Genomic DNA, 21378 nt, shown 5'->3' with positions numbered 1-21378 from the left:
GCCCGTTTCCGGGGCCGGGCCCCGCAAGAATGTTGAAGGGGCGTTAAGCCCGGCTATGGCCGGCCGGCCGGCGCCGCGGCGCCCCGCGGCGCGGATTGCCGCCGCGGGCCGGCGCCGCTATGGTCGCGCCCGAACGCGCCCGAACCCGGGGGAGGGGTGTCCTTGGCCTTCGAGAAGATCTCCTTTCAGGCGAGCGAGGCCGAGGAGGCGCAGACCGCGCGCGACCGGCTCGCCGCGCGCTACGGCTCGGTGCCGCTCTACGAGGCCGAGGTGATCGTGGCGCTCGGCGGCGACGGCTTCATGCTGCAGACCCTGCACCTGACCATGGGCAGCGGCATCCCGGTCTATGGCATGAACCGCGGCACCGTCGGCTTCCTGATGAACGACTATTCCGCCAAGCGCCTGCCCGAGCGGCTGGCGCGGGCGAGCCGGGTGCTGATCAACCCGCTGCGGATGCGCGCCCGCGACGCCGCCGGCACCGAGACCGTGGCGCTGGCGATCAACGAGGTCTCGCTGCTGCGCGAGACCCGGCAGGCGGCGAAGATCCGCATCTCGGTGAACGACGAGGTGATGCTGGAGGAGCTGATCGGCGACGGCGTGATGGTGGCGACCCCGGCGGGCTCCACCGCCTACAACTTCTCGGCGCATGGCCCGATCCTGCCGATCAAGGCCAAGCTGCTGGCGCTGACCGCGGTGGCGCCGTTCCGGCCGCGGCGCTGGCGCGGCGCGCTGCTCTACTACGACAACACGATCCGCTTCGACGTGCTGAGCCCGGAGAAGCGGCCGATCTCGGCCACCGCCGACGCCACCGAGGTGCGCCATGTCGTGCAGGTCGAGATCGGGACCGCCTCGGAGATCGAGATGACGCTGCTCTACGACCCCGGCCACGGGCTCGAGGAGCGCATCATCCGGGAGCAGTTCCTGTCATGACCGGCGAGGGGGAGCCGCGGCCGCAGCAGCTCGTGCTGCCGGTCGCCGGGGTGCGGCCGCCGGCGCAGGGGCGCGAGGACTATCTCGTCTCCGACAGCAACCGCGCGGCGATCACCGCGCTCGACGCCGCCTGGCCGGAGAACCGGCTGGCGCTGATCGGCCCGCCGGGGTGCGGCAAAACGCACCTCGCGCGGGTCTGGGCGGCGGAGCGCGGGGCGGTGCTGCGCCGGGCCGCGGCGCTCGAGCCGGGCGAGGTGGCGGCGCTGGCCGGCGGGCCGGTGGCGGTCGAGGATGTCGACCGGCTGCACGCCCCGGAAACCGGCGCGGCGCCGGCGCAGGCGGCGGATCGCGCCGTCGATCCGGCGGCGGCCGAGCGCGCGCTCCTGCATCTCTACAACCTCGCCGCGGCGAACCGGCAGCCGCTGCTGCTCACCGGGCGGCGGGCGCCGACGCAGTGGCGCATCGCGCTGCCCGACCTCGCCTCGCGGCTCGCCACGCTGGCGCTGGCGGAAATCAGCCCGCCGGATGACGCATTACTGTCATCTCTGGTGATTAAGCTCTGCGCCGATCGTCAACTCCGGGTCGGCCCGAAGGTGGTGACGCGGCTGATGCGCGGCATCGAGCGCTCGCATGCCGGCGTCGCGCAGATGGTCGCGGCGCTCGACGAGGTCTCGCTGACCGAGGGCCGCACCATCACGCCGCAGCTCGCCACCGAGATCCTGAACCGAATGAAGCCTGACTGAGGACCCAATGCGCGCCGACTTCCTGAACACCCCCAGCATCGAGATCCCCGCCGGGCATGCCGTCGAGATCGACGTCGCCTCGCGCGAGCGCTTCCAGAACCGGGAGCTCTCCTGGATCGCCTTCAACTGGCGGGTGCTGGAGGAGGCCGACAACCCGCGCCACCCGCTGCTCGAGCGGCTGCGCTTCCTGTCGATCTCGGGCACTAATCTCGACGAGTTCTACACCGTGCGCGTGGCCGGCCTGCGGGCGCAGCTGCGCGGCGGCATCGAGGGCCGGGCGATCGACGGGCGCAGCGCCGCGCAGCAGCTCGAGCTGATCGACCAGGAGGCGGTGGCGCTGCAGCGCGCGCAGCAGAAGACCTTCGCCGCGCTGCGCGCCCTGCTCGCCGAGCAGAACATCCACATCCTCGAGCAGAGCAACCTCACCGCCGACGACCGCGCGGTGCTGGAGGAGCTGTTCCTCTCGGAGATCTTCCCGGTGCTGACGCCGCTGGCGATCGACCCGGCGCATCCGTTCCCGTTCATCCCCAACGAGGGCCGGGCGCTGGCGCTGCAGCTCGAGCGCAAGCGCGACGGCGAGCCGCTGAACGCGCTGATCCCGGTGCCGGGGCAGCTCGACCGCTATCTGCGGCTGGCCGACGGCGAGGGCGGCGCGATCCGCTTCCTGCCGCTCGAGGAGCTGCTGCTGCTCTCGCTGGAGCAGCTGTTCCCCGGCTATGCCGAGACCGGGCACTGCATCTTCCGGGTGCTGCGCGACAGCGATCTCGAGGTCGAGGAGGAGGCCGAGGACCTGGTGCGCGAGTTCGAGACCGCGCTGAAGCGCCGGCGCAAGGGCGAGGCGATCCGGCTCAAGCTCTCGGCCGGCGCGCCGGACGAGCTCAAGCACCTGATCAGCCGCGAGCTCGGCGTCGGCCCCACCGAATGGCTCGAGGTCGAGGGCGTGGTCGGCATCGGCGACGTCAAGGAGCTGATCACCGACGACCGGCCGGACCTGCTCTGGACCCGCTACAACCCGCGCCTGCCGGAGCGGGTGCGCGACCATGACGGCGACATCTTCGCGGCGATCCGCTCCAAGGACATGCTGCTGCACCACCCCTACGAGAGCTTCGAGATCGTCGTGCAGTTCCTGCAGCAGGCGGCGCGCGACCCCAACGTGGTGGCGATCAAGCAGACGCTCTACCGCACCAGCCGCGACAGCCCGATCGTGCAGGCGCTCTGCGAGGCGGCGGAGGACGGCAAGTCGGTCACCGCGCTGGTCGAGCTGAAGGCGCGCTTCGACGAGGCCGCCAACATCCGCCAGGCCCGCCAGCTCGAGCGCGCCGGGGTGCAGGTGGTGTTCGGCTTCGTCGACCTCAAGACCCATGCCAAGATCTCGACCGTGGTGCGCCGCGAGGCCGGCAAGCTGGTCACCTACACCCATTTCGGCACCGGCAACTACCACCCGATCACCGCCAAGATCTATACCGACTTCTCGCTCTTCACCTGCTCGCCGAGCCATGCCCGCGACGCCGCCAAGATCTTCAACTTCACCACCGGCTATGCCGAGCCGGCCGGGCTGACCCATGTGCAATGCGCCCCGATCACGCTGAAGAAGACGATCCTGCAGAACCTCGAGGCCGAGGCCGCCCATGCCCGCGCCGGGCGCCCGGCGCAGGTCTGGGTCAAGCTCAACTCGCTGATCGAGGAGGAGGTGATCGACGCGCTCTATGCCGCCAGCCAGGCCGGGGTGAAGATCGACCTCGTGCTGCGCGGCATCTGCGGGCTGCGCCCCGGCATCCCCGGGCTCTCGGAGAACATCCGGGTGAAGTCGATCGTCGGGCGCTTCCTCGAGCATTCGCGCATCGCCTGTTTCGGCAACGGCCACGGGCTGCCCTCGGCGGAGGCCAAGGTCTACATCTCCTCGGCCGACTGGATGGACCGCAACCTCAATCGCCGGGTCGAGACGCTGGTGCAGATCACCAACCCGACCGTGCACAGCCAGATCATCGACCAGGTGATGGCCGCCAACCTGCACGACGAGGCGCAGAGCTGGGTGCTGATGCCGGACAACCGCTATGTCCGCGCCGCGGTGCCGGAGGGGGTCGAGCCGTTCAACTGCCACGACTTCTTCATGCGCTATCCCTCGATGTCGGGCCGCGGCCGGCATGGCACCGAGGACGCGCCGCGGCTGACCAGGGCCAGGGCCGCCGAGTGAGCGCGGCGGCCGCGACCGGGGGGAGGGCGCAGCCAGTGGACGAGACCGATGGGTGAGGCGGGACCGGTGGGGGGTCTTCGGATGCGCGAGGGGCAGGGCGAATTCTTCCGCGGCGAGCCGCCGAGCTTTGCCCAGCCGGATGCCCGGTCGGACCGCATCGGGGTGATCGATGTCGGCTCCAACTCGGTGCGCATGGTGGTGTTCGACGGGCCCTGCCGGACCCCGGCGGTGCTCTACAACGAGAAGGTGCTCTGCGGCCTCGGCTCCGAGCTCGACCGCACCGGGCGGCTCGCGCCCGAGGGCGCGCGGCGGGCGCTGCGGGCGCTGTCGCGCTTCACCGCGCTGGCGCCGCAGCTGCGGGTCGGGGCGCTGGCCGGCATCGCCACCGCCGCCGTGCGCGAGGCGGCGGACGGGCCGGATTTCGTCGAGGAGGTGGCGCGGCGCAGCGGCATCCGGCTGCGCGTCGTCAGCGGCTCCGAGGAGGCCGAGCTGGCGGCCCGCGGCGTGCTCTTCGGCAACCCGGGGGCCGAGGGCGTGGTGGCCGATCTCGGCGGCGCCTCGCTGGAGTTCTGCTGGCTCGCCGGCGGCCATGCCGAGCGCGGGCTGACCACGCCGCTCGGGCCGCTGCGGCTCAAGGCGCGGGCCCGGCGCGGCGCCGCCATCGGCGCCGAGATCGACCGCTACCTCGCCACCGTGGCCGACAGCTACCGGGTCTCCGGCGGCACGCTCTATCTCGTCGGCGGCGCCTTCCGGGCGCTGGCGCGGGCGCAGATGCACCGCACGCATTACCCGCTGAAGGTGCTGCACGAATACCGCCTCAGCGCCGACACCGCGCTCGGGCTCGCCGAATGGGTGCAGCACCAGCGCACCGACCGGCTGGCGGCGATCACCGGCATCGGCAGCGGCCGGGCGCAGCACATGGCGGTCTCGGGGCGGCTGCTCGGCGCGCTGGTCCGGTCGCTCGACCCGGCCTGGGTGCAGGTCTCCGGCTTCGGCCTGCGCGAGGGGGTCTGCCTCGAGAACCTCGCCGCCGGGCTGCGCGACGAGGATGCGCTGCTCGCCGGCGCGCGCGAGCAGGAACGCCGGCGCGCCCGGATCCCCGGCTTCGGCGAGGAGCTCGGCACCTGGCTGGCCGATCTGCTCGAGCCGGCGGATGCGCGCGAGGACCGGCTGATCCGGGCGGCGGCGCTGCTGGCGGATGTCAACTGGCGCACCCATCCCGACTATCGCGCGGTGGCCTGCTGGGAGACCGTGACGCGGATCAACCTCACCGATCTCGGCCATGCCGGGCGGGCGTTTCTCGGGCTGGCGCTGGTGTCGCGCTACAAGAGCCTGCGCAAGGCCGCCGAGCGCACCGAGGCGGTGGCGCTGCTCTCGCCGGCCGAGCAGGCCCGCGCCACCCAGCTCGGCCTCGCGATGCGCCTCGGCGGCGTGCTGGCGGGCTCGGGCACCGGCGTGCTGGCCTATTGCCCGGCGCGGCGGCAGGACGGGCGGCTGGTGCTCACGCTGAGCGGGCCGGCGCTGCCGTTCTCCGGCGAGGAGGTCGAGAAGCGCGTCGCCGCGCTGGCCCGCGCCATGGATCTCGACTGGCAGCTCACCGACACCTCCGACAGCTGAGCGCGCCGGACGGCCTGCCGGACGGCCGAACCGGATGGGCTGCCGGGCCGATTGGCCGCGCCGGATGGCCGTACCGGATGTGCTGTCGGGGCGGATGGCCGCACGGGAAGGGCCGCCGCGCCGGATCGGCGCGCCGGATGGATGGCCGGGCCAGGTGGCCGCGCCGGACGGCTAGGCGGGCCGGAGGGCCGCGCCGGATGACGGGGCCGGATGGACTGCCGGGACGGTTGGGCGCACCGGATGGCCGAACCGAATGGGCTGCCGGACCGGATGGCCGCACGGGATGGGCCAACGGGCCGGATCGGCGCGCCGGATGGATGGCCGGGTCAGGTGGGCGCGCCGGATGGTTAGGCGGGCCGGATGACGGGGCCGAGCAAGCCGCCGTGCCGGATGGCCGAACCGGATGGCCGCGCCGGACGGTTGGGCGCACCGGATGGCCGCACGGGATGGGCCGTCAGGCAGATGGATGTCCGGGCCAGATGGCCGCGCCGGATGGCTAGGCGGGCCGGAGGGCCGCGCCGGATGGCGGCGCCGGATGGCCGAACCGGATGGGCTGCCGGGCCAGAAGGATGCGCCGGATGGTTGGACGAGCCAGGATGGGCGAGCCGGATGGGTCGTCTGGCCGGATGGCCGGACCGGATGGTTGGGCGCGCCGGATGGGCCGTCGCGCCGGATCGGCGGACCGGATGGTTGGGCGAGCCGGGATGGGCGAGCCGGATGGGCCGGCGGACCGGATGGTTGGGCGGGCCAGGATGGGCGCGCCGGATGGGCTGCCGGGGTGGATGGCCGCGCCGGATGGGCTGCCGCGCCGGATGGCCGGGCCGGATGGGCTGCCGGGGCGGATGGGCGCGCGTGATGGGTGGGCGCCCGTGCGACATGGCCGGGCGGATCGGGCATGTCTGCTTGTCTGGACTTGTCGGGCGGCGTTCCGGGGCCGCAAATGAGTACGGCCCGCCAAGAGCGGGCCGCCTTCTCCCCTAGACCGGGCCCGGGGCCGATATGCTGGCCGGGCTTGGGCGCTTTGGCGCCTCTCTGCGTGGCGTGGATAACTCGTTTGCGTGCCGTTGTCACCACCCTGGCAAGATGAGTTTACCATCGCGACTCATGCCTGACAACAGGCGACCCGCCGCGCCGGCACGGAATTTGTCTGCTGCCCCGGCGCAGTGCCGGAAGGGTGCCCGCACAGTACCGACGCGGGGCCCCGCGCGGTGCCGGATGCTTGCGCCGCGGGGGCTTTGCTCCTACAGGAAGGGCGCGTATGGCCGGGGCCCCGGCGCTGATCAAGCCAGAGGTGAGCGATGCGACTGACCCGCTATTTCCTGCCCGTGCTGAAGGAGACGCCGGCCGAGGCGCAGATCGTCTCGCACCGGCTGATGCTGCGGGCGGGGATGATCCGTCAGTCCTCTGCCGGGATCTATTCCTGGCTGCCGCTCGGCTACAAGGTGCTGCGGCGAATCGAGCAGATCGTGCACGAGGAGCAGGAGCGCATGGGCGCCGTGCCGCTGCTGATGCCGACCATCCAGCCCGCCGATCTCTGGCGCGAGAGCGGCCGCTACGACGCCTATGGCCCGGAGATGCTGCGGATCCGCGACCGGCACGAGCGCGACATGCTCTACGGGCCGACCAACGAGGAGCAGATCACCGAGATCGTGCGCGCCTCGGTGGGCTCGTATCGCGACCTGCCGAAGCTGCTCTACCACATCCAGTGGAAGTTCCGCGACGAGGTGCGCCCGCGCTTCGGCGTGATGCGCGGCCGCGAGTTCCTGATGAAGGACGCCTATTCCTTCGACGTCGACCGCGAGACGGCGCTGCAGAGCTACCGCAAGTTCCTCGTGGCCTATCTGCGCACCTTCGAGCGGATGGGGCTGAAGGCGGTGCCGATGCGCGCCGAATCGGGCCCGATCGGCGGCGACTACGCGCACGAGTTCCTGGTGCTGGCCGAGACCGGCGAATCGGGCGTCTTCGTCGAGAAGCGCATGGCCGATCTCAGCCTCGGCGACCGCGCGGTCAACTTCGACGACCCCGCCGAGGTGCAGGCGATCTTCGACGACTGGACCAGCGGCTATGCCCGCACCGACGACACCCACGACCAGGCGGTGTTCGAGGCCGAGGTGGCGGCGGGCGAGCGGGTCGAGGCGCGCGGCATCGAGGTCGGCCACATCTTCTATTTCGGCACCAAGTATTCCGAGCCGATGCAGGCGCTGGTCACCGGCCCGGACGGCGAGCGCGCGCCGATCCATTCCGGCAGCTACGGCATCGGCGTCAGCCGCCTCGCCGGCGCGCTGATCGAGGCCAGCCACGACGACAAGGGCATCATCTGGCCGGAGAGCGTGACCCCGTTCCAGGCCGGGCTCGTCAACCTCAAGCAGGGCGATGCCGCGACCGATGCCGCCTGCGAGGACATCTATGGCAAGCTCGCCGCTGCCGGGCTCGAGACGCTCTACGACGACCGCTCCGAGCGCGCCGGCGCCAAGTTCGCCACCATGGAGCTGATCGGCCTGCCCTGGCGCATCACCGTCGGCCCGCGCGGGCTCAAGCAGGGCGTGGTCGAGCTGACCTCGCGGCGCAGCGGCGAGAGCGTCGAGCTGGCGCCCGAGGACGCCATCGCCCGGCTCGCCGAGATCTACCGGGGGCTCTGAGCATGCGCGCCCGGCCCGCCCCCCGCGCCGGGCGCCGGCGATGAGCGCCGGCGCCGGGCCGTTCTCCCGCCTCGAATGGCTGCTGGCGGGGCGCTATCTGCGCGCCCGGCGGCGCGAGGGGGCGATCTCGGTGATCGCCGGGTTCTCCCTCGTCGGCATCATGCTCGGCGTCGCCACGCTGATCATCGTGATGAGCGTGATGAACGGGTTCCGCGCCGAGCTGGTCAACCGCATCCTCGGCGCGCAGCCGCATATCAGCGTGATCTCGACCACCGGCGAGGGGGTGCGGGATTTCCAGGGACTGGCCGACCGGCTGAAGGCGCAGCCGCGGGTGATCCGCGCCGCGCCGACCATCGAGCGCCAGCTGATGGCGGCCTCCGAGGCCGGCAACCAGGGCGCGCTGCTGCGCGCGCTCAGCCCGGAGGACCTCAGGACCCTGCCGGGCGTCGCCGAGCCGGAGTTCGCCATCGGCGACATCGGGCGCTTCTCCGAGGGCATCGCCATCGGCCAGGGGCTGGCCGACAAGCTGCGCGTCGGCATCGGCGACGAGCTGACGCTGATCTATCCGCGCGGGCTCTCCACCCCCGGCGGCACCACGCCCCGGGTCTGGCGCCGCGAGGTCACCTACATCTTCCGCATCGGCATGAGCCAGTACGACAACGCCTTCATCTTCATGCCGCTGGCGGATGCGCAGAAGTATTTCCGCATCCGCGAGCGGGTCGATGCCATCGAGATCATGGTGGACGACCCGGACGCGGTGGAGGAGATCGGCAAGGCGATCATGCCGGTCACCCGCTCCTACGGCTATCTCTGGAACTGGCAGCGCTCCAACGGCGCCTTCCTCGCCGCGCTCAAGGTCGAGCGCAACGTGATGTTCCTGATCCTGACGCTGATCATCCTGGTGGCGGCGCTCAACATCATCTCGGGGCTGATCATGCTGGTGAAGGAGAAGGGGCGCGACATCGGCATCCTGCGCACCATGGGGCTGACGCGGGGGGCGATCCTGCGCGTCTTCTTCATCTGCGGCGCCTCGATCGGGGTGGTCGGCACCGCGCTCGGGCTGCTGCTCGGGGTGGTCTTCACCGCCAACATCCAGGAGATCCAGGGGCTGGTCGAGCGGCTCTCCGGCGGCAGCGTCTGGGACCCGGAGGTGCGCTTCCTGACCCGCGTGCCGGCGGAGATGCAGACCGGCGACGTGGTGTTCACCGTGGTGATCGCGCTCGGCCTCTCCTTCCTCGCCACCTGGTACCCGGCCTGGCGGGCGGCGCGGCTCGATCCGGTGGAGGCGCTGCGCTATGAGTGAGCGGGCGCTGGCGCTGGAGGGCATCACCCGGGTCTTCGTGCAGGGGCCGCGGCGCATCGAGGTGCTGCGCGGCATCGATCTCGCGGTCGAGCCGGGCGAGGTGGTGGCGCTGGTCGCGCCCTCCGGCGCCGGCAAGTCGACCCTGCTGCAGATCGCCGGGCTGCTCGACACCCCGACCGGCGGCACCGTCTCGATCGGCGGGCGCGCGCTCACCGGGCTCGACGATGCCACCCGCACCGCGGCGCGGCGCGACCTGATCGGCTTCGTCTACCAGTTCCACCACCTGCTGCCGGAGTTCTCGGCCGAGGAGAACATCGCGCTGCCGCAGATGGCGGCCGGGGCGGGCCGCGGCGCGGCGCTCGGGCGGGCGCGCGAGCTGCTCGGCCGGGTCGGGCTCTCGGAGCGGGCGCGGCACCGCCCGGCGGAGCTCTCCGGCGGCGAGCAGCAGCGCGTCGCGGTGTGCCGCGCGCTGGCCAACCGGCCGCGCCTGCTGCTGGCCGACGAGCCCACCGGCAACCTCGACCCGGAGACCTCCGAGCGGGTCTTCGGCGCGATGCTCGAGGTGGTGCGCGGCACCGGCCTCGCGGCGCTGATCGCCACCCACAACCACGCGCTGGCGGCGCGCATGGACCGGGTGGTGACGCTGGACCAGGGCCGGGTGCGCACCGCCTGACGTTGCGGCACGCCCGGCCCGGGCCCCCGGTTCGGTAACGCAATGTTATCCTGCGCGTGGTTACCCTCGCGGCATCGTTGGTTGAGAGTGTTTCGAGGACAGCCATGCCGTATGCCGACCCGCATCCCCTGGCGCAGGAGCTCGCCGAACGGATCCGCACCGATCCGGCGATCTTCGAGTTTCTCGAGCGCGGCTGCCTCGACGGCCTCTGGTTCTGGGACATCGAGAACCCCGCGGAGGAGTGGCTGAGCCCGCGGTTCAAGGAGATGTTCGGCTATGCCGAGCACGAGATGGCGCATGGCACCGAATGGTGGCAGGCAAACATCCACCCGGATGACCTGGCCGCGGTGATCGCCAATTTCGAGCGCCATCGCGACGACCCCGCGCATCCCTACGACCAGGTGGTGCGCTATCGCCACCGCGACGGCCACACGGTCTGGATCCGCTGCCGCGGCATGATGATTCGCGACGAGGCGGGCCGGCCGATCCGGATGCTCGGCGCGCATACCGACGTCACCGCCCTGAAGGAGACCGAGGCGGCGCTGGAGCGGGCGCTGGCCGAGGCCGAGGCGGCGCGCGCCGAGGCCGAGGGCGCGGCGCGGGTGAAGACCGAGTTCCTCACCTACATGTCGCACGAGATCCGCACCCCGCTGGCCGGCATCACCGGCATGCTCGACCTGCTCAACCAGACCCGGCTCGACGATGCCCAGCACCGCAACCTCGCGATGGCGCGGCAGTGCTGCCAGTCGCTGCTGGCGATCGTCGACGGCGTGCTCGACCTGTCGCAGCTGCACCAGCGCACGCTGAAGCTGGTGGAGCGCGCCTTCGAGGGCGAGATGGTGTTCAACGCCGCGCTCTCGATCATGAGCAGCCGGGCTGAGGCGCGCGGGCTGGAATTCGTCTCGCGCATCCGGCCCTCGGCCTGCCGCAGCCTCAAGGGCGACCCGGACCGGATCACCCAGATCATCTACAACCTGATCGGCAACGCGATAAAGTTCACCGAGGCCGGGCGCATCGACGTGGTGGTCAACTGCGCCGACCATCCGACCGAGGACGACAGGCTGACCCTCGAGCTCGGCATCACCGACACCGGCATCGGCATCGCGCCGGAGGACCAGCCGAGGATCTTCGAGCGCTTCCACCGGGCCGAGCACGAGCGGGTGCGCAGCCAGCCGGGGCCGGGGCTCGGCCTCTCCATCGTGCGCGAGCTGCTCGACCTGATGGGCGGCGAGATCGCGGTCGAGAGCAGCCTCGGCGCGGGCAGCACCTTCACCTGCCGGATTCCGCTGCGCCCGGCCGAGATGCCGATCGCCCGCAGCACCCAGCACGCCGGGCCGGAGGACAGCGACCTGGCCGAGTTCCGCGTGCTGGTGGCGGAGGACAATCCCGGCAACCGCGAGGTGGTGGGCGGCATGCTGCGCGCGCTCGGCTGCGAGTTCGACCTGGTGACCAATGGCGAGGAGGCGCTCGAGCGCTGCGCCGGCTGGGGCTACGACCTCGTGCTGATGGACGTGCAGATGCCGCTGCTCGACGGGCTCTCGGCAACCCGGCGGATCCGGGCCGACACGCAGATGCCGGCCGATCTGCCGATCGTCGCGCTCACCGCGAACGTGATGGCCGAGGATCTCGAGGCCTGCCGCCGGGCCGGCATGACCGACCATCTCGGCAAGCCCTTCACCCTGCGCTCGCTCCGGCGGATGCTGCGCCGGCACCTGCTGTCGCGCGCCGCACCATGCGGCGGCGCGGCGGGCGCGGACCCGCCCGGAAATCAGGCGGCGGATCAGGCCGGAGATCAGGCGGGGGCGGCCGGCCCGGCGGGCGCCGCCGCGAGCATGCGCTCCGACACCGCGGCATAGGCCCTGGCCCAGGCGGCATCGGTCTCGGCGTCGTAGCGGTCGCCGAGCCAGTCCGCCATGGTCTCGCGCAGCGCCGCGCCCATCGGCGCATAGGCCGCGGCGGTCACGCCATAGGCCCGGTGGCCGGCGCCCAGCGCCTCGAGCGTGCGCTCGAACTCCGCCGGGTCGTCGAGCGTGTTGACGATCACCCCGAGCGTGGTGAGAAAGCGCATCCCCTGCTCGGCGAGGTCGTCGCGGAACAGCCCGCGCGCCTCCGGCAGCTTCGCGAACAGCCGGTCGTAGAACACCCGGCCGAACGGGTCCTGGCTCGCCATGGTCTGGCGCAGCCGGTCGAAACTCGTGCGCAGGCGGTCGATCTCGTCATCGGTGAACTGCATGCCGGGCCTCCTCTGCCAGTCGCGGTCCGGGCCCCTTGCTCGCATGCGCGGCAGGGGCCCGCCATGATCCAGCGCAAGGCGCCGGCCGGGTTCAGGCCGGGCCGGGCAGGGCGGTCTCGTGCAGGTGCCGGAACACCAGCCGCCCGCCGCGCAGCGCGAGCAGCGCGGTGGAGCGGCGCAGATTGTCCGCCGGTACGGTGTTGCGCGCGCCGAACTGCGCCTCGACATAGCCCGCCAGGATCAGCCCCGCCGCCGGCCAGGCCCCGAGCAGGCGCACCTCGCGGATCTCGATGCGGAAATCCGGGTTGGCGCCGTGGCCCTTGCGGAGCCCGCCGAGCAGCGCATCGCGCGGCGCCACGACGCCGGCCGGCATCACGCATTCGAGCCCGGCATCGAGCGCCTGCTCGAGCCCGGCGAAGTCTGCCGCCGCCGCCTCGCCGCGGAACCAGCGCGCGATGAGATCGTGCAGCGCCGCGATCGCCGCCGCCGCGGCGGCGCGCGGGTCGTCCGGCCAGCCCGGCGCCGCGCCCGCCGCGCCCGGCCCGCCGGCACCGCCCAGCCCGTCCGGACCGCCGGCACCGCCCGCCGGGCTCACCCCGCGCGCCCGGCGGTCATCGCGCAGAGCAGCTCGTACATGATCGTCGCGCCGTTCAGCGCCGTCATCTGCGCGGTGTCGAAGGGCGGCGCGACCTCCACCAGATCGGCGCCGCGGATGTCGAGCCCGGCCAGCATCCGCACCATGCCCTGGGCCTCGCGCATGGTCAGCCCGCCGGCCTCCGGGGTGCCGGTGCCCGGGGCATAGACCGGGTCGAGCGCGTCGATGTCGAAGCTGACATAGCAGGGGGTCTCGCCGACGATGCCGAGCGCCTCCTCCATGCAGGCGCGCCAGCCGCGCTCCTCGACCTCCTCGATCTGCATCACCCGCATGCCCGAGGCATAGGAGAAGGCCCACATCTCCTGCGAATGCACCGAGCCGCGGATGCCGATCTGCACCACGCGCCGGGGGTCGAGCAGCCCCTCGTCGACCGCCACCTTGAACGGCGCGCCGTGGTGGAAGCGGCTGCCCATGTAGCCGTCGCCGGTGTCGCAATGGGCGTCGATATGGATCATCGCGAGCGGCCCGCCGCCGGCAATGCCGCGCAGGATCGGCAGGCTGACCGAATGGTCGCCGCCGCAGGAGAGCGGCCGGATGCCGGCGGCATGGATGCGGGCGAAATGCGCCTCGATCTCCTGGTGCGCGCCCTCGAGGGCATAGGGCCTGGTGACCCAGGCATCGCCGATATCCGCCACCTTCGCCTCGAAGGGCTTGGCTCCGGTGGCCTGGTTCTCGCGCCGCAGGAAGGAGGACATGTTGCGCACCTCGCGCGGCCCGTGGCGCGAGCCGGGGCGGTTGGTGACGCCGCCGTCATAGGGCACCCCGACAATGCCGATCTCCGGCGGATCGGCCTCGAAATCCTCGCGGTAGGGCAGGCGGAAGAAGGTCGCGAGGCCGGTATAGCGCGGGCGCTGCTGCGGATCGGTGTAGTTCAGATTGTCGGTGCTGTCGGTCATCAAATGGCCCTCCGTTTTGCGGCGCCATGCTGCGCCAGCGATCCGCCGGCGGCAAGGCTGCGGCAGGGCGGTGGCGGCAATCTGTCCGCGCTCAGCCGGGGGCCTCGACGAGAAACACGAAGGAGCGCAGCCAGGGCTGGTCGGCGGCGGTGTCGTCGCGCTGCACCTCGACGAGGCGGAGGCCAAGTTCGGCGATCAGCGCGAAGATCGCCCGCTGCGGCAGCGCATGGGTCTCCTGCACCCGGCCGCCCTCGGCGAGATGGCGGGCGGTGTCGAAGGCATAGCCCTCGATCGAGGTGACGGTCTGCACCATGGCGCCGCCGCCGGGGGCGAGCCGGCCGAGCATGGCGCGCAGCATGGCGCGCTGCACCGGCGGCGCGTTGTGGTGCAGCACATAGCGCGAATAGACGAACTGCGCCTCTGGCAGCGCCGCGTAATCGGCCAGCCCGGTGAGCCGGCGCAGCGCGACATTGCCGGCCCCGGCGCGGGCCAGCACGGCGCCGGCGATCTCGAGATGGCTGGGCGAGACATCGATGCCCAGCACCCGGGCGAAGCGCGCGGCGAGCGGCAGGGTCATCCGGCAGATGCCGCAGCCGATCTCGAGGCAGAGCCCGGCGGTCAGCCGCTCCGGCTCGGGGAAGCGCGCGAGGGCGGCATCGAGCAGCGCCAGCTCGTCCTCGCCGGTGGCGGCGAAGGCGGCCTCGGCCCCGGCGGCATCCGCGGCGACGCGCTCGGGCAGGTAGTCCGGGTGGCCCATCACCGAGTGGTGCGGGCGCGCCTCGCCGAGGCGGCGCCAGGTCTCGGCGGTCTCGGCCAGCATGGCGGCGAGCGCCTCCGGGTCCTCGGTCAGCGCGATGCTCCCCATCGGCGGCAGCACCTCGGCGATCGGGCTCGCGGCGCGCGCCCCGGTCAGCGCGCGGAAGCGGCGGGCGAACTCCTCGCTGCGCAGGATTGTCTCGGCGAGGCGCTCCGGCGTGCCGAGGGCCTGGTGATGCGCGATCGCCGCCTCGCTCTCGGGCGCGCGGCCGAGCAGCAGGCGATAGGCGTCGATCACGGCGTCACGCGTCAGCATCGGGCGGCTCCGGCTGGCCCCGCATTGCCCGGAGAGTGCGCGATGGCGCGGCCTGCCGCAAGGGCAGCGCGCCGCGCAACGTCGCGGCAGGCCGGCGCCTCGAGGCTTGGCCGGGCAGGGGGGGCGGCATAGTCTCGGGCCATGAGCCTCCCCCGATTCCTGCACCTGCGCACCCGCTCCGCCTATTCGCTGCTGGAAGGCGCGATCCATGTGAAGGCCCTGCCGAAGCTCGCCGCCGCGGCGGGGATGCCGGCGCTGGGCCTGGCCGATTCGGGCAACCTCTTCGGCGCGCTGGAGTTTTCCGAGGCCTGCGCGAAGGCCGGGATCCAGCCGGTGATGGGGCTGACGCTCTCGGTCGCGCATGCCGCGCCGGCGCCGGGGGAGCGCTTCGGCCCGCGCGCGCCGCTCGCGCTCTATGCGCAGGACGCGGCGGGCTGGCGCAACCTGATGGCGCTGACCTCGGCGGCGTTTCTCGAGACCGACCGCGGCGCGCCGCCGCATGTGACGCTGGAGCGGCTGGAGGCCGCCGCGGAGGGGCTGATCTGCCTGACCGGCGGCGCCGAGGGGGCGCTCGGCCAGCTCGCCGGCGCCGGCAAGACCGGCCCGGCCGCGGCGCTGGCCGAGCGCCTCGCCGCCGCCTTCCCGGACCGGCTCTATGTCGAGCTGCACCGCCATGGCAGCGACGGCGCCCGCGCCACCCCCGAGGAGGCCGCGGCCGAGCCGGGGCTGCTCGACATCGCCTATGGCAAGGGGCTGCCGATCGTCGCGACCTGTCTCGTGATGTTCGACAAGCCGGAGATGTTCACCGCCCATGACGCGCTGCGCTGCATCGGCGAGGGCCGCGCGGTGAACGACCCGACCCGGCAGATGCTGACCCCGGAATACCGCTTCGCCAGCGCCGAGGAGATGGCCGCGCGCTTCGACGACCTGCCCGAGGCGCTCGACAACACGCTCGAGATCGCCCGGCGCTGCGCCTTCCGCCCGCGCACGCATCCGCCGATCCTGCCGCGATTTGCCGATGACGAGGTCGACGAGCTGCGCCGCCAGGCCCGCGAGGGGCTCGCCGCGCGGCTCGCGGTGATACCCCATGCCGCGCCGGTCGCGGACTACGAGGCGCGGCTCGACTTCGAGCTCGGCATCATCGAGAAGATGGGCTTTCCGGGCTATTTCCTGATCGTCGCCGATTTCATCAAGTGGGCCAAGGAGCAGGACATCCCGGTCGGCCCCGGCCGCGGCTCGGGCGCCGGCTCGCTGGTCGCCTATGCGCTGACCATCACCGATCTCGACCCGCTGCGCTATGGCCTGCTGTTCGAGCGCTTCCTCAACCCCGAGCGCGTCTCGATGCCGGATTTCGACATCGACTTCTGCCAGGACCGCCGCGAGGAGGTGATCCACTACGTGCAGGAGAAATACGGCCGCGACAGGGTGGCGCAGATCATCACCTTCGGCGCGCTGCTCTCCAAGGCGGCGGTGCGCGACGTGGCGCGGGTGCTGCAGCTGCCCTTCGCCGTGGGCGACCGGCTCTCCAAGCTGATCCCGGTGGAGGGGGTGAAGCCGGTCTCGATCGGCAAGGCGCGGGTGGACGAGCCGCGGCTCGAGGAGGAGGCGCGCAAGTCGGAGACCGTGGCGCAGCTGCTCGACATCGCCGAGAAGATCGAGGGGCTCTACCGCAACGCCTCGACCCATGCCGCCGGCGTGGTGATCGGCGACCGGCCGCTGGTCGAGCTGGTGCCGCTCTACCAGGACCCGAAATCCGACATGCCGGCGACCCAGTACAACATGAAATGGGTCGAGCCGGCCGGCCTCGTGAAGTTCGACTTCCTCGGGCTGAAGACGCTGACGGTGATCCAGAACGCGGTCGACCTGCTGAAGCTGCGCGATGTCGAGGTCGACCCCGAGCGCATCCCGCTCGACGATGCCGCGACCTACGAGCTCTATTCCCGCGCCGACACGGTGGGGGTGTTCCAGGTGGAGAGCGCCGGCATGCGCGACGCGCTGCGCCAGCTGCGCCCGACCTGCATCGAGGACATCGTGGCGCTGGTGGCGCTCTACCGCCCCGGCCCGATGGAGAACATCCCGACCTATTGCAACGTCAAGAACGGCCGCGAGGCGCGCGCCGGCATCCACCCGCTGATCGACCCGATCCTCGACGAGACCCAGGGCATCATCGTCTACCAGGAGCAGGTGATGGAGATCGCCCGGAAGATGGCGGGCTACTCGCTCGGCGGCGCCGACCTGCTGCGCCGCGCCATGGGCAAGAAGATCAAGGAGGCGATGGATGCCGAGCGGCCCAAGTTCCTGAAGGGCGCGGCGGAGAACGGCGTCAAGGAGGCCAAGGCGCTCGAGGTCTGGAACCTGCTGGAAAAGTTCGCCAATTACGGCTTCAACAAGTCGCACGCCGCGGCCTATGCGGTGGTCAGCTACCAGACCGCCTGGCTGAAGGCGAACCACCCGGTGGAGTTCATGGCGGCGACCATGAACCTCGACATCCACCTGACCGACAAGCTCAACGTCTTCGTGCAGGAATGCCGGCGCAGCGGGATCGAGGTGCTGGCGCCCTGCGTGCAGCGCTCGCGCGCGCGCTTCACCGTGCGCGAGGGGCGCATCCTCTACGCGCTCGGCGCGCTCAAGGGGGTCGGCATCGAGGCGATGCGGCTGATCGTCGAAGCGCGCGAGGCCGGCGGGCGCTTTGCCGACCTCGCCGATTTCGCCGCCCGGGTGGATCTCAAGGCGGTCGGCAAGCGGGCGCTGGAGATGCTGGCGCGGGCCGGCGCCTTCGATGCGCTGGAGCCGAACCGGGCGCGTGCCTTCGCCGGCCTCGACCGGCTGGTGGAGTATTCCGCCGCCGCCCATGCCGATCGCAGCTCGGCCCAGGGCGGGCTGTTTGGCGGCGGCGAGGCGCTGCCGGCGCCGCGGCTGCCGGCGAGGGAGGACTGGACGCCGAACGAGCGCCTCGGCGAGGAGCTGGCGGCGGTCGGCTTCTATCTCTCGGGCCATCCGCTCGACGATTACGAGGGGCCGCTGCGCCGCTCCGGCATCGCCACCTATCCCGAGTTCCTCGCCGGGCGGGCGCGCAGCGGCGGGCGCGGCAAGATCGCCGGCACGCTGGCCTCGATCCAGAACCGCAAGTCGGCCCGCGGCACGCGCTTCGCCTATCTGCAGATGTCCGACCGCACCGGCGGCTACGAGGTGATGGCCTTCTCCGACGTGCTGGCGGCGCATGAGGCGCTGCTGGTGGTCGGCGCCAACCTGGTGCTGACGGTGGAGGCCGATGCCGAGGGCGACGCGCCGCGGCTGATGCTGCGCGAGGCCCGGGCGATCGACGACGCGGTGGCCGATGCGGCGCCGGCGGGGCTGCGCGTGCATGTCGCCGAGCCCGGCGCCTTCGCCTCGATCCGCAGCCGGCTCGACACCGCGGCGAAGATCGGCCGGCGCCGCGCCGAGGGGCCGGTGGAGCTGGTGCTGGCGCTGCCCGAGCGCGCCGAGGAGGTGATCGTCGCGCTGCCCGGGCGCTGGCCGGTGAGCCCCGAGGTGCGCGGCGCGCTGAAGGCGGCGCCGGGCGTGCTGCATGTCGAGGAGGTCTGAGCACGGCTGCGCCGCGCCTGCCCGTCCCGAGGCCCCACCCGCCCGGCCGGCGCTGCGCCGGGTGCCGGCGTTCCGCGGCCCCCCGCCCCGGGACGGGCAGGCGGCGCGCAAGGGGCCGAGGCTTGCCGAAACCGCAACGCTGTTGTGAAGCATCCGTGTTTGTGCCGGGCCGCCCGGCTGCCCATCTGCCTGCCATCGGACGGGCAGGGCGCACGGCGCCGTCCCCTCCGCCCCGATTTCCAGGAGGCCCGGCCTGCCGGGCACAGAAGGAGGATACCGAGATGAAGACCCTGTTCACCAGCATCGCCGCCCTGGCCCTCGCCGCCGCCGCCGGCAGCGCCTCCGCCGAGAACGCCGTCGGCCAGAGCCAGGAGCGCCTGCGCGCCGCCCTCGCCGCGGAGGCCGACGACGCCCCGCAGGTGACCTCGAGCGCCCGGCCGACGGCGTTCGGCAGCCTGTTCGGCGCCGAGATCGGCTTCGGCATCGGCGGAACCGGCCGCGTCGACAACGGCGAGTTCGGCAATGCCTATGGCGGCTCCTACGGGCTGACCGGGCGCCACGGCGTCGACCGCTGAGCCCGGCGCCGGCCCGACGAAGCTGAGGCAAAACGCCCGCCCGGCCACGAAAGCGCCGGGCGGGGCTTGTCCCGCCCCCGCCGATGACTAGCCTGCCTGCGACGCAAAGGAGACACGGGATGATCGGACGCCTCAACCATGTCGCCATCGCGGTGCCGGATCTCGCGGCCGCGACGGCGCTCTATCGCGACACGCTGGGGGCGACGGTCTCGGCCCCGCAGGCCGAGCCCGACCACGGCGTGACGGTGGTCTTCATCGAGCTGCCCAACACCAAGGTCGAGCTGCTCGAACCGCTCGGCGCGGACAGCCCGATCGCCGGCTTCCTGGCCAAGGCGCCGGCCGGCGGCATCCACCACATCTGCTACGAGGTGGCGGATATCCGCGCCGCGCGCGACCGGCTGCTGGCCGGCGGCGCCCGGGTGCTCGGCAGCGGCGAGCCGAAGATCGGCGCGCATGGCAAGCCGGTGCTGTTCCTGCATCCGAAGGATTTCAACGGCACGCTGGTCGAGCTCGAGGAGGTCTGAGATGTCGTTCACCTCGGGGCTGGTGTTCTATGCCGTCTGCTGGATGGTGACCTTCCTGATCATCAACCCGCTCTGGCAGAAGAGCCAGGCGGAGGACGGCAATGTCGTCCCCGGCACCCCCGCGAGCGCCCCGGTGGACCCGATGCTGCGCCGCAAGGCCCTGTGGACAACTCTGTGGGCAACCTGCGTCTTCGCCATCCTGGTGGTGATTATCGAGTTCCGGCTCATCAGCCTCGAGGATGTGAGCTGGGCCACGCCGCCCTCGCTGCGCTGATCGGGCAGGCCCGGCGCGGCACCACGAAATCGGGTGTCTTGCGCTGCAGCTACCACCATGAGTTGCGCCCGGCCGGGGCCTGGCGCGAATGAGCGCCCGCCTGCCGCGCCGGTCAGGGCAGATGCCGCGTGATCGCGGCGATGTCGGGCCGGTCGCGATCCGGCGGCACCACGCTCTCGCCGCCGATGTGGATAAAGCCCGCGACGGTCTCGCCCGGCGCCGCGCCCAGCACCTGCGCGAGGAAGCTTTCGTCATGCGCCAGCGGGCCGGTCAGCCAGTTCGCCCCCCAGCCGAGGGCGAGCGCGGCATTGACCGCGCCGAGGCAGACCGCGCCGGCCGCCAGCGCCTGCTCCCAGGCGGGGATCTTCGGGCTCTCCTGCAGCGCCGAGAGCACCGCGACCACCACGCCGCCCTGGGCGAACTGCGCCGCCGCCTTCTGCTGCGCCGCTTCCGGCTCGCCGCGCGCCGCCAGCCGCTCGACCGCGCAGGCCGCGGCGGCGGCGCGGGTCTCCGGCCCCATCACCGCAAAGCGCCAGGGCACCAGCTTGCCGTGATCGGGGCAGCGCGAGGCGAGGCGCAGGATCTCCTCCAGCGTCGCCGCATCGGGCGCCGCCTCGGTCAGCGTCTTGGCCGGGCGGGAGCGGCGCGTCGCCAGGAAGGCGACGACCTCGGGGCGGTGCGTCAGCGGTTCGGTCATAGATCGGCCAGGGCTGGGTCGAAACGGGCGAGGAGGGGGGCGGTCAGCGTCGAGAGGCTCTGGCGCTGGCGGCCATCGGCGTCGAAGTTCCCCGGCGCCAGCCAGGCGGCATGGGCGGCCTCGAGCGCCGGCCATTCGCTGTCGATCGCGGCGAACCAGGCGGTGTCGCGGTTGCAGCCCTTGGAGATCGTGGCCTGGCGGAACACGCCCTCATAGGAGAGGCCGAGCCGCTGCGCCGCGCGCCGCGAGCCGCGATTGGCGGCGTTGCACTTCCACTCGAAGCGGCGATAGCCGTGGCGGAAGGCCCAGGCGATCATCATCGAGAAGGCCTCGGTGGCGGCCGGGGTGCGCTGCAGCCGGGGCGAGAGGTTGATATGGCCGAGCTCGATCGAGCCGGCCGCCGGCGCGATGCGCAGAAAGCTCGCGACGCCGAGCGGCTCGCCCCCGACGCAGAGCGCGAAGAACAGCGGATCGGGCTGGCGCGCGACCTCGCGCACCCAGGCGCGGTAGCTGTCGGCATCGGCATAGGGGCCATAGGGGAGATAGTCCCAGATCCGGCCCGCGGCATCCTCGCGATTGGCGGCATGGAGCGCCGCCGCATGGTCGAGCGAGAGCGGCTCGAGGCGCACGAAGCGGCCGGTCATGGTCTCGCGGCTCGGCGGCGGCGGCACCGTCCAGCCCGGCACCGGGGCGCCGAGCGGCTGGCCGAAGCGGCTCTCGGCCCCGGCCGGCGGCGGCTCCGGCGCGCGCGCCCGCAGCAGCCCCGCG

The 21378-nt window shown here is 72.5% G+C and carries 18 protein-coding genes; 12 read left to right on the top strand and 6 right to left on the bottom strand.

Annotated features, from left to right (window positions below):
- The first annotated feature begins 162 nt into the window (after positions 1-162).
- The 8 genes from QSJ97_RS04300 to QSJ97_RS04265 all read left to right on the top strand — a co-directional run bounded on the left by QSJ97_RS04300 (position 163) and on the right by QSJ97_RS04265 (position 11955).
- Positions 163-930 carry an NAD kinase gene (locus tag QSJ97_RS04300; RefSeq protein ID WP_285670381.1) on the top strand — a complete coding sequence of 256 codons (768 nt, stop codon included), beginning with the start codon at positions 163-165 and terminating at the stop codon, positions 928-930.
- Positions 927-1673 (top strand): P-loop NTPase family protein, encoded by a 747-nt coding sequence (locus QSJ97_RS04295; protein WP_285670380.1) that lies wholly within the window; start codon positions 927-929, stop codon positions 1671-1673. The genes QSJ97_RS04300 and QSJ97_RS04295 overlap by 4 nt, the downstream gene beginning before the upstream one ends.
- A gap of 7 nt (positions 1674-1680) precedes the next feature.
- Entirely contained in the window at positions 1681-3867 is a 2187-nt protein-coding gene (locus QSJ97_RS04290) for an RNA degradosome polyphosphate kinase (RefSeq protein WP_285670379.1), read from the top strand.
- A gap of 48 nt (positions 3868-3915) precedes the next feature.
- A complete protein-coding gene (locus QSJ97_RS04285; RefSeq protein ID WP_285670378.1) occupies positions 3916-5484 on the top strand; it encodes a Ppx/GppA phosphatase family protein in 1569 nt (522 codons plus the stop codon).
- A 1298-nt stretch (positions 5485-6782) separates the two neighbouring features.
- Complete coding sequence (proS, locus tag QSJ97_RS04280) at positions 6783-8123, top strand: proline--tRNA ligase (protein ID WP_285670377.1); 1341 nt, start codon at positions 6783-6785, stop codon at positions 8121-8123.
- 40 nt (positions 8124-8163) lie between these two features.
- Positions 8164-9426: a lipoprotein-releasing ABC transporter permease subunit gene (locus tag QSJ97_RS04275; protein WP_285670376.1), complete on the top strand. Its 1263-nt coding sequence runs from the start codon at positions 8164-8166 to the stop codon at positions 9424-9426.
- Positions 9419-10099 carry an ABC transporter ATP-binding protein gene (locus QSJ97_RS04270; RefSeq protein ID WP_285670375.1) on the top strand — a complete coding sequence of 227 codons (681 nt, stop codon included), beginning with the start codon at positions 9419-9421 and terminating at the stop codon, positions 10097-10099. The genes QSJ97_RS04275 and QSJ97_RS04270 overlap by 8 nt, the downstream gene beginning before the upstream one ends.
- A gap of 104 nt (positions 10100-10203) precedes the next feature.
- Positions 10204-11955, top strand: coding sequence for a PAS domain-containing hybrid sensor histidine kinase/response regulator (locus QSJ97_RS04265; RefSeq protein WP_285670374.1), 1752 nt, complete (start codon positions 10204-10206; stop codon positions 11953-11955).
- On the opposite strand, the gene QSJ97_RS04260 is transcribed toward QSJ97_RS04265, so the two are convergent.
- The 4 genes from QSJ97_RS04260 to QSJ97_RS04245 form a co-directional block, all read right to left on the bottom strand.
- Complete coding sequence (locus QSJ97_RS04260) at positions 11892-12332, bottom strand: globin domain-containing protein (protein ID WP_285670373.1); 441 nt, start codon at positions 12330-12332, stop codon at positions 11892-11894. The two genes, QSJ97_RS04265 and QSJ97_RS04260, sit on opposite strands and share 64 nt — an antisense overlap.
- Positions 12333-12423: 91 nt before the next feature.
- Positions 12424-12927 carry a hypothetical protein gene (locus tag QSJ97_RS04255; protein WP_285670372.1) on the bottom strand — a complete coding sequence of 168 codons (504 nt, stop codon included), beginning with the start codon at positions 12925-12927 and terminating at the stop codon, positions 12424-12426.
- Positions 12924-13883: an agmatinase gene (gene speB / locus QSJ97_RS04250; RefSeq protein WP_285670371.1), complete on the bottom strand. Its 960-nt coding sequence runs from the start codon at positions 13881-13883 to the stop codon at positions 12924-12926. The genes QSJ97_RS04255 and speB overlap by 4 nt, the downstream gene beginning before the upstream one ends.
- A 91-nt stretch (positions 13884-13974) precedes the next feature.
- A complete protein-coding gene (locus QSJ97_RS04245; RefSeq protein WP_285670370.1) occupies positions 13975-14955 on the bottom strand; it encodes a class I SAM-dependent methyltransferase in 981 nt (326 codons plus the stop codon).
- A 141-nt stretch (positions 14956-15096) separates the two neighbouring features.
- On the opposite strand from QSJ97_RS04245, the gene dnaE reads away from it, so the two are divergent.
- The 4 genes from dnaE (at position 15097) to QSJ97_RS04225 (ending at position 19913) form a co-directional block, all read left to right on the top strand.
- On the top strand, positions 15097-18540 hold the full coding sequence (gene dnaE, locus QSJ97_RS04240; protein WP_285670369.1) for a DNA polymerase III subunit alpha: 3444 nt from the start codon (positions 15097-15099) through the stop codon (positions 18538-18540).
- Between the two features lie 281 nt (positions 18541-18821).
- The gene (locus tag QSJ97_RS04235; protein ID WP_285670368.1) at positions 18822-19115 is read left to right on the top strand and encodes a hypothetical protein; all 294 of its coding nucleotides are present in this window, start codon (positions 18822-18824) and stop codon (positions 19113-19115) included.
- Between the two features lie 119 nt (positions 19116-19234).
- Positions 19235-19639, top strand: coding sequence for a methylmalonyl-CoA epimerase (mce, locus tag QSJ97_RS04230; protein WP_285670367.1), 405 nt, complete (start codon positions 19235-19237; stop codon positions 19637-19639).
- 1 nt (position 19640) lies between these two features.
- On the top strand, positions 19641-19913 hold the full coding sequence (locus QSJ97_RS04225; protein WP_285670366.1) for a DUF1467 family protein: 273 nt from the start codon (positions 19641-19643) through the stop codon (positions 19911-19913).
- 112 nt (positions 19914-20025) lie between these two features.
- Here QSJ97_RS04225 and QSJ97_RS04220 read toward each other — a convergent pair whose 3' ends face one another.
- Together QSJ97_RS04220 and QSJ97_RS04215 are read right to left on the bottom strand one after the other, a co-directional pair.
- Positions 20026-20610 (bottom strand): nitroreductase family protein, encoded by a 585-nt coding sequence (locus tag QSJ97_RS04220; protein ID WP_285670365.1) that lies wholly within the window; start codon positions 20608-20610, stop codon positions 20026-20028.
- On the bottom strand, positions 20607-21296 hold the full coding sequence (locus QSJ97_RS04215; RefSeq protein WP_285670508.1) for a GNAT family N-acetyltransferase: 690 nt from the start codon (positions 21294-21296) through the stop codon (positions 20607-20609). Before QSJ97_RS04215 ends, QSJ97_RS04220 begins: the two co-directional genes overlap by 4 nt.
- Positions 21297-21378: the final 82 nt, after the last annotated feature.

The sequence above is a fragment of the Paralimibaculum aggregatum genome, assembly GCF_030270585.1.
GTDB classification, from domain to species: domain Bacteria; phylum Pseudomonadota; class Alphaproteobacteria; order Rhodobacterales; family Rhodobacteraceae; genus Thermohalobaculum; species Thermohalobaculum aggregatum.
Note: the sequence above shows the minus strand (reverse complement) of the source record. Positions and strands in the feature narration are given on the sequence as shown.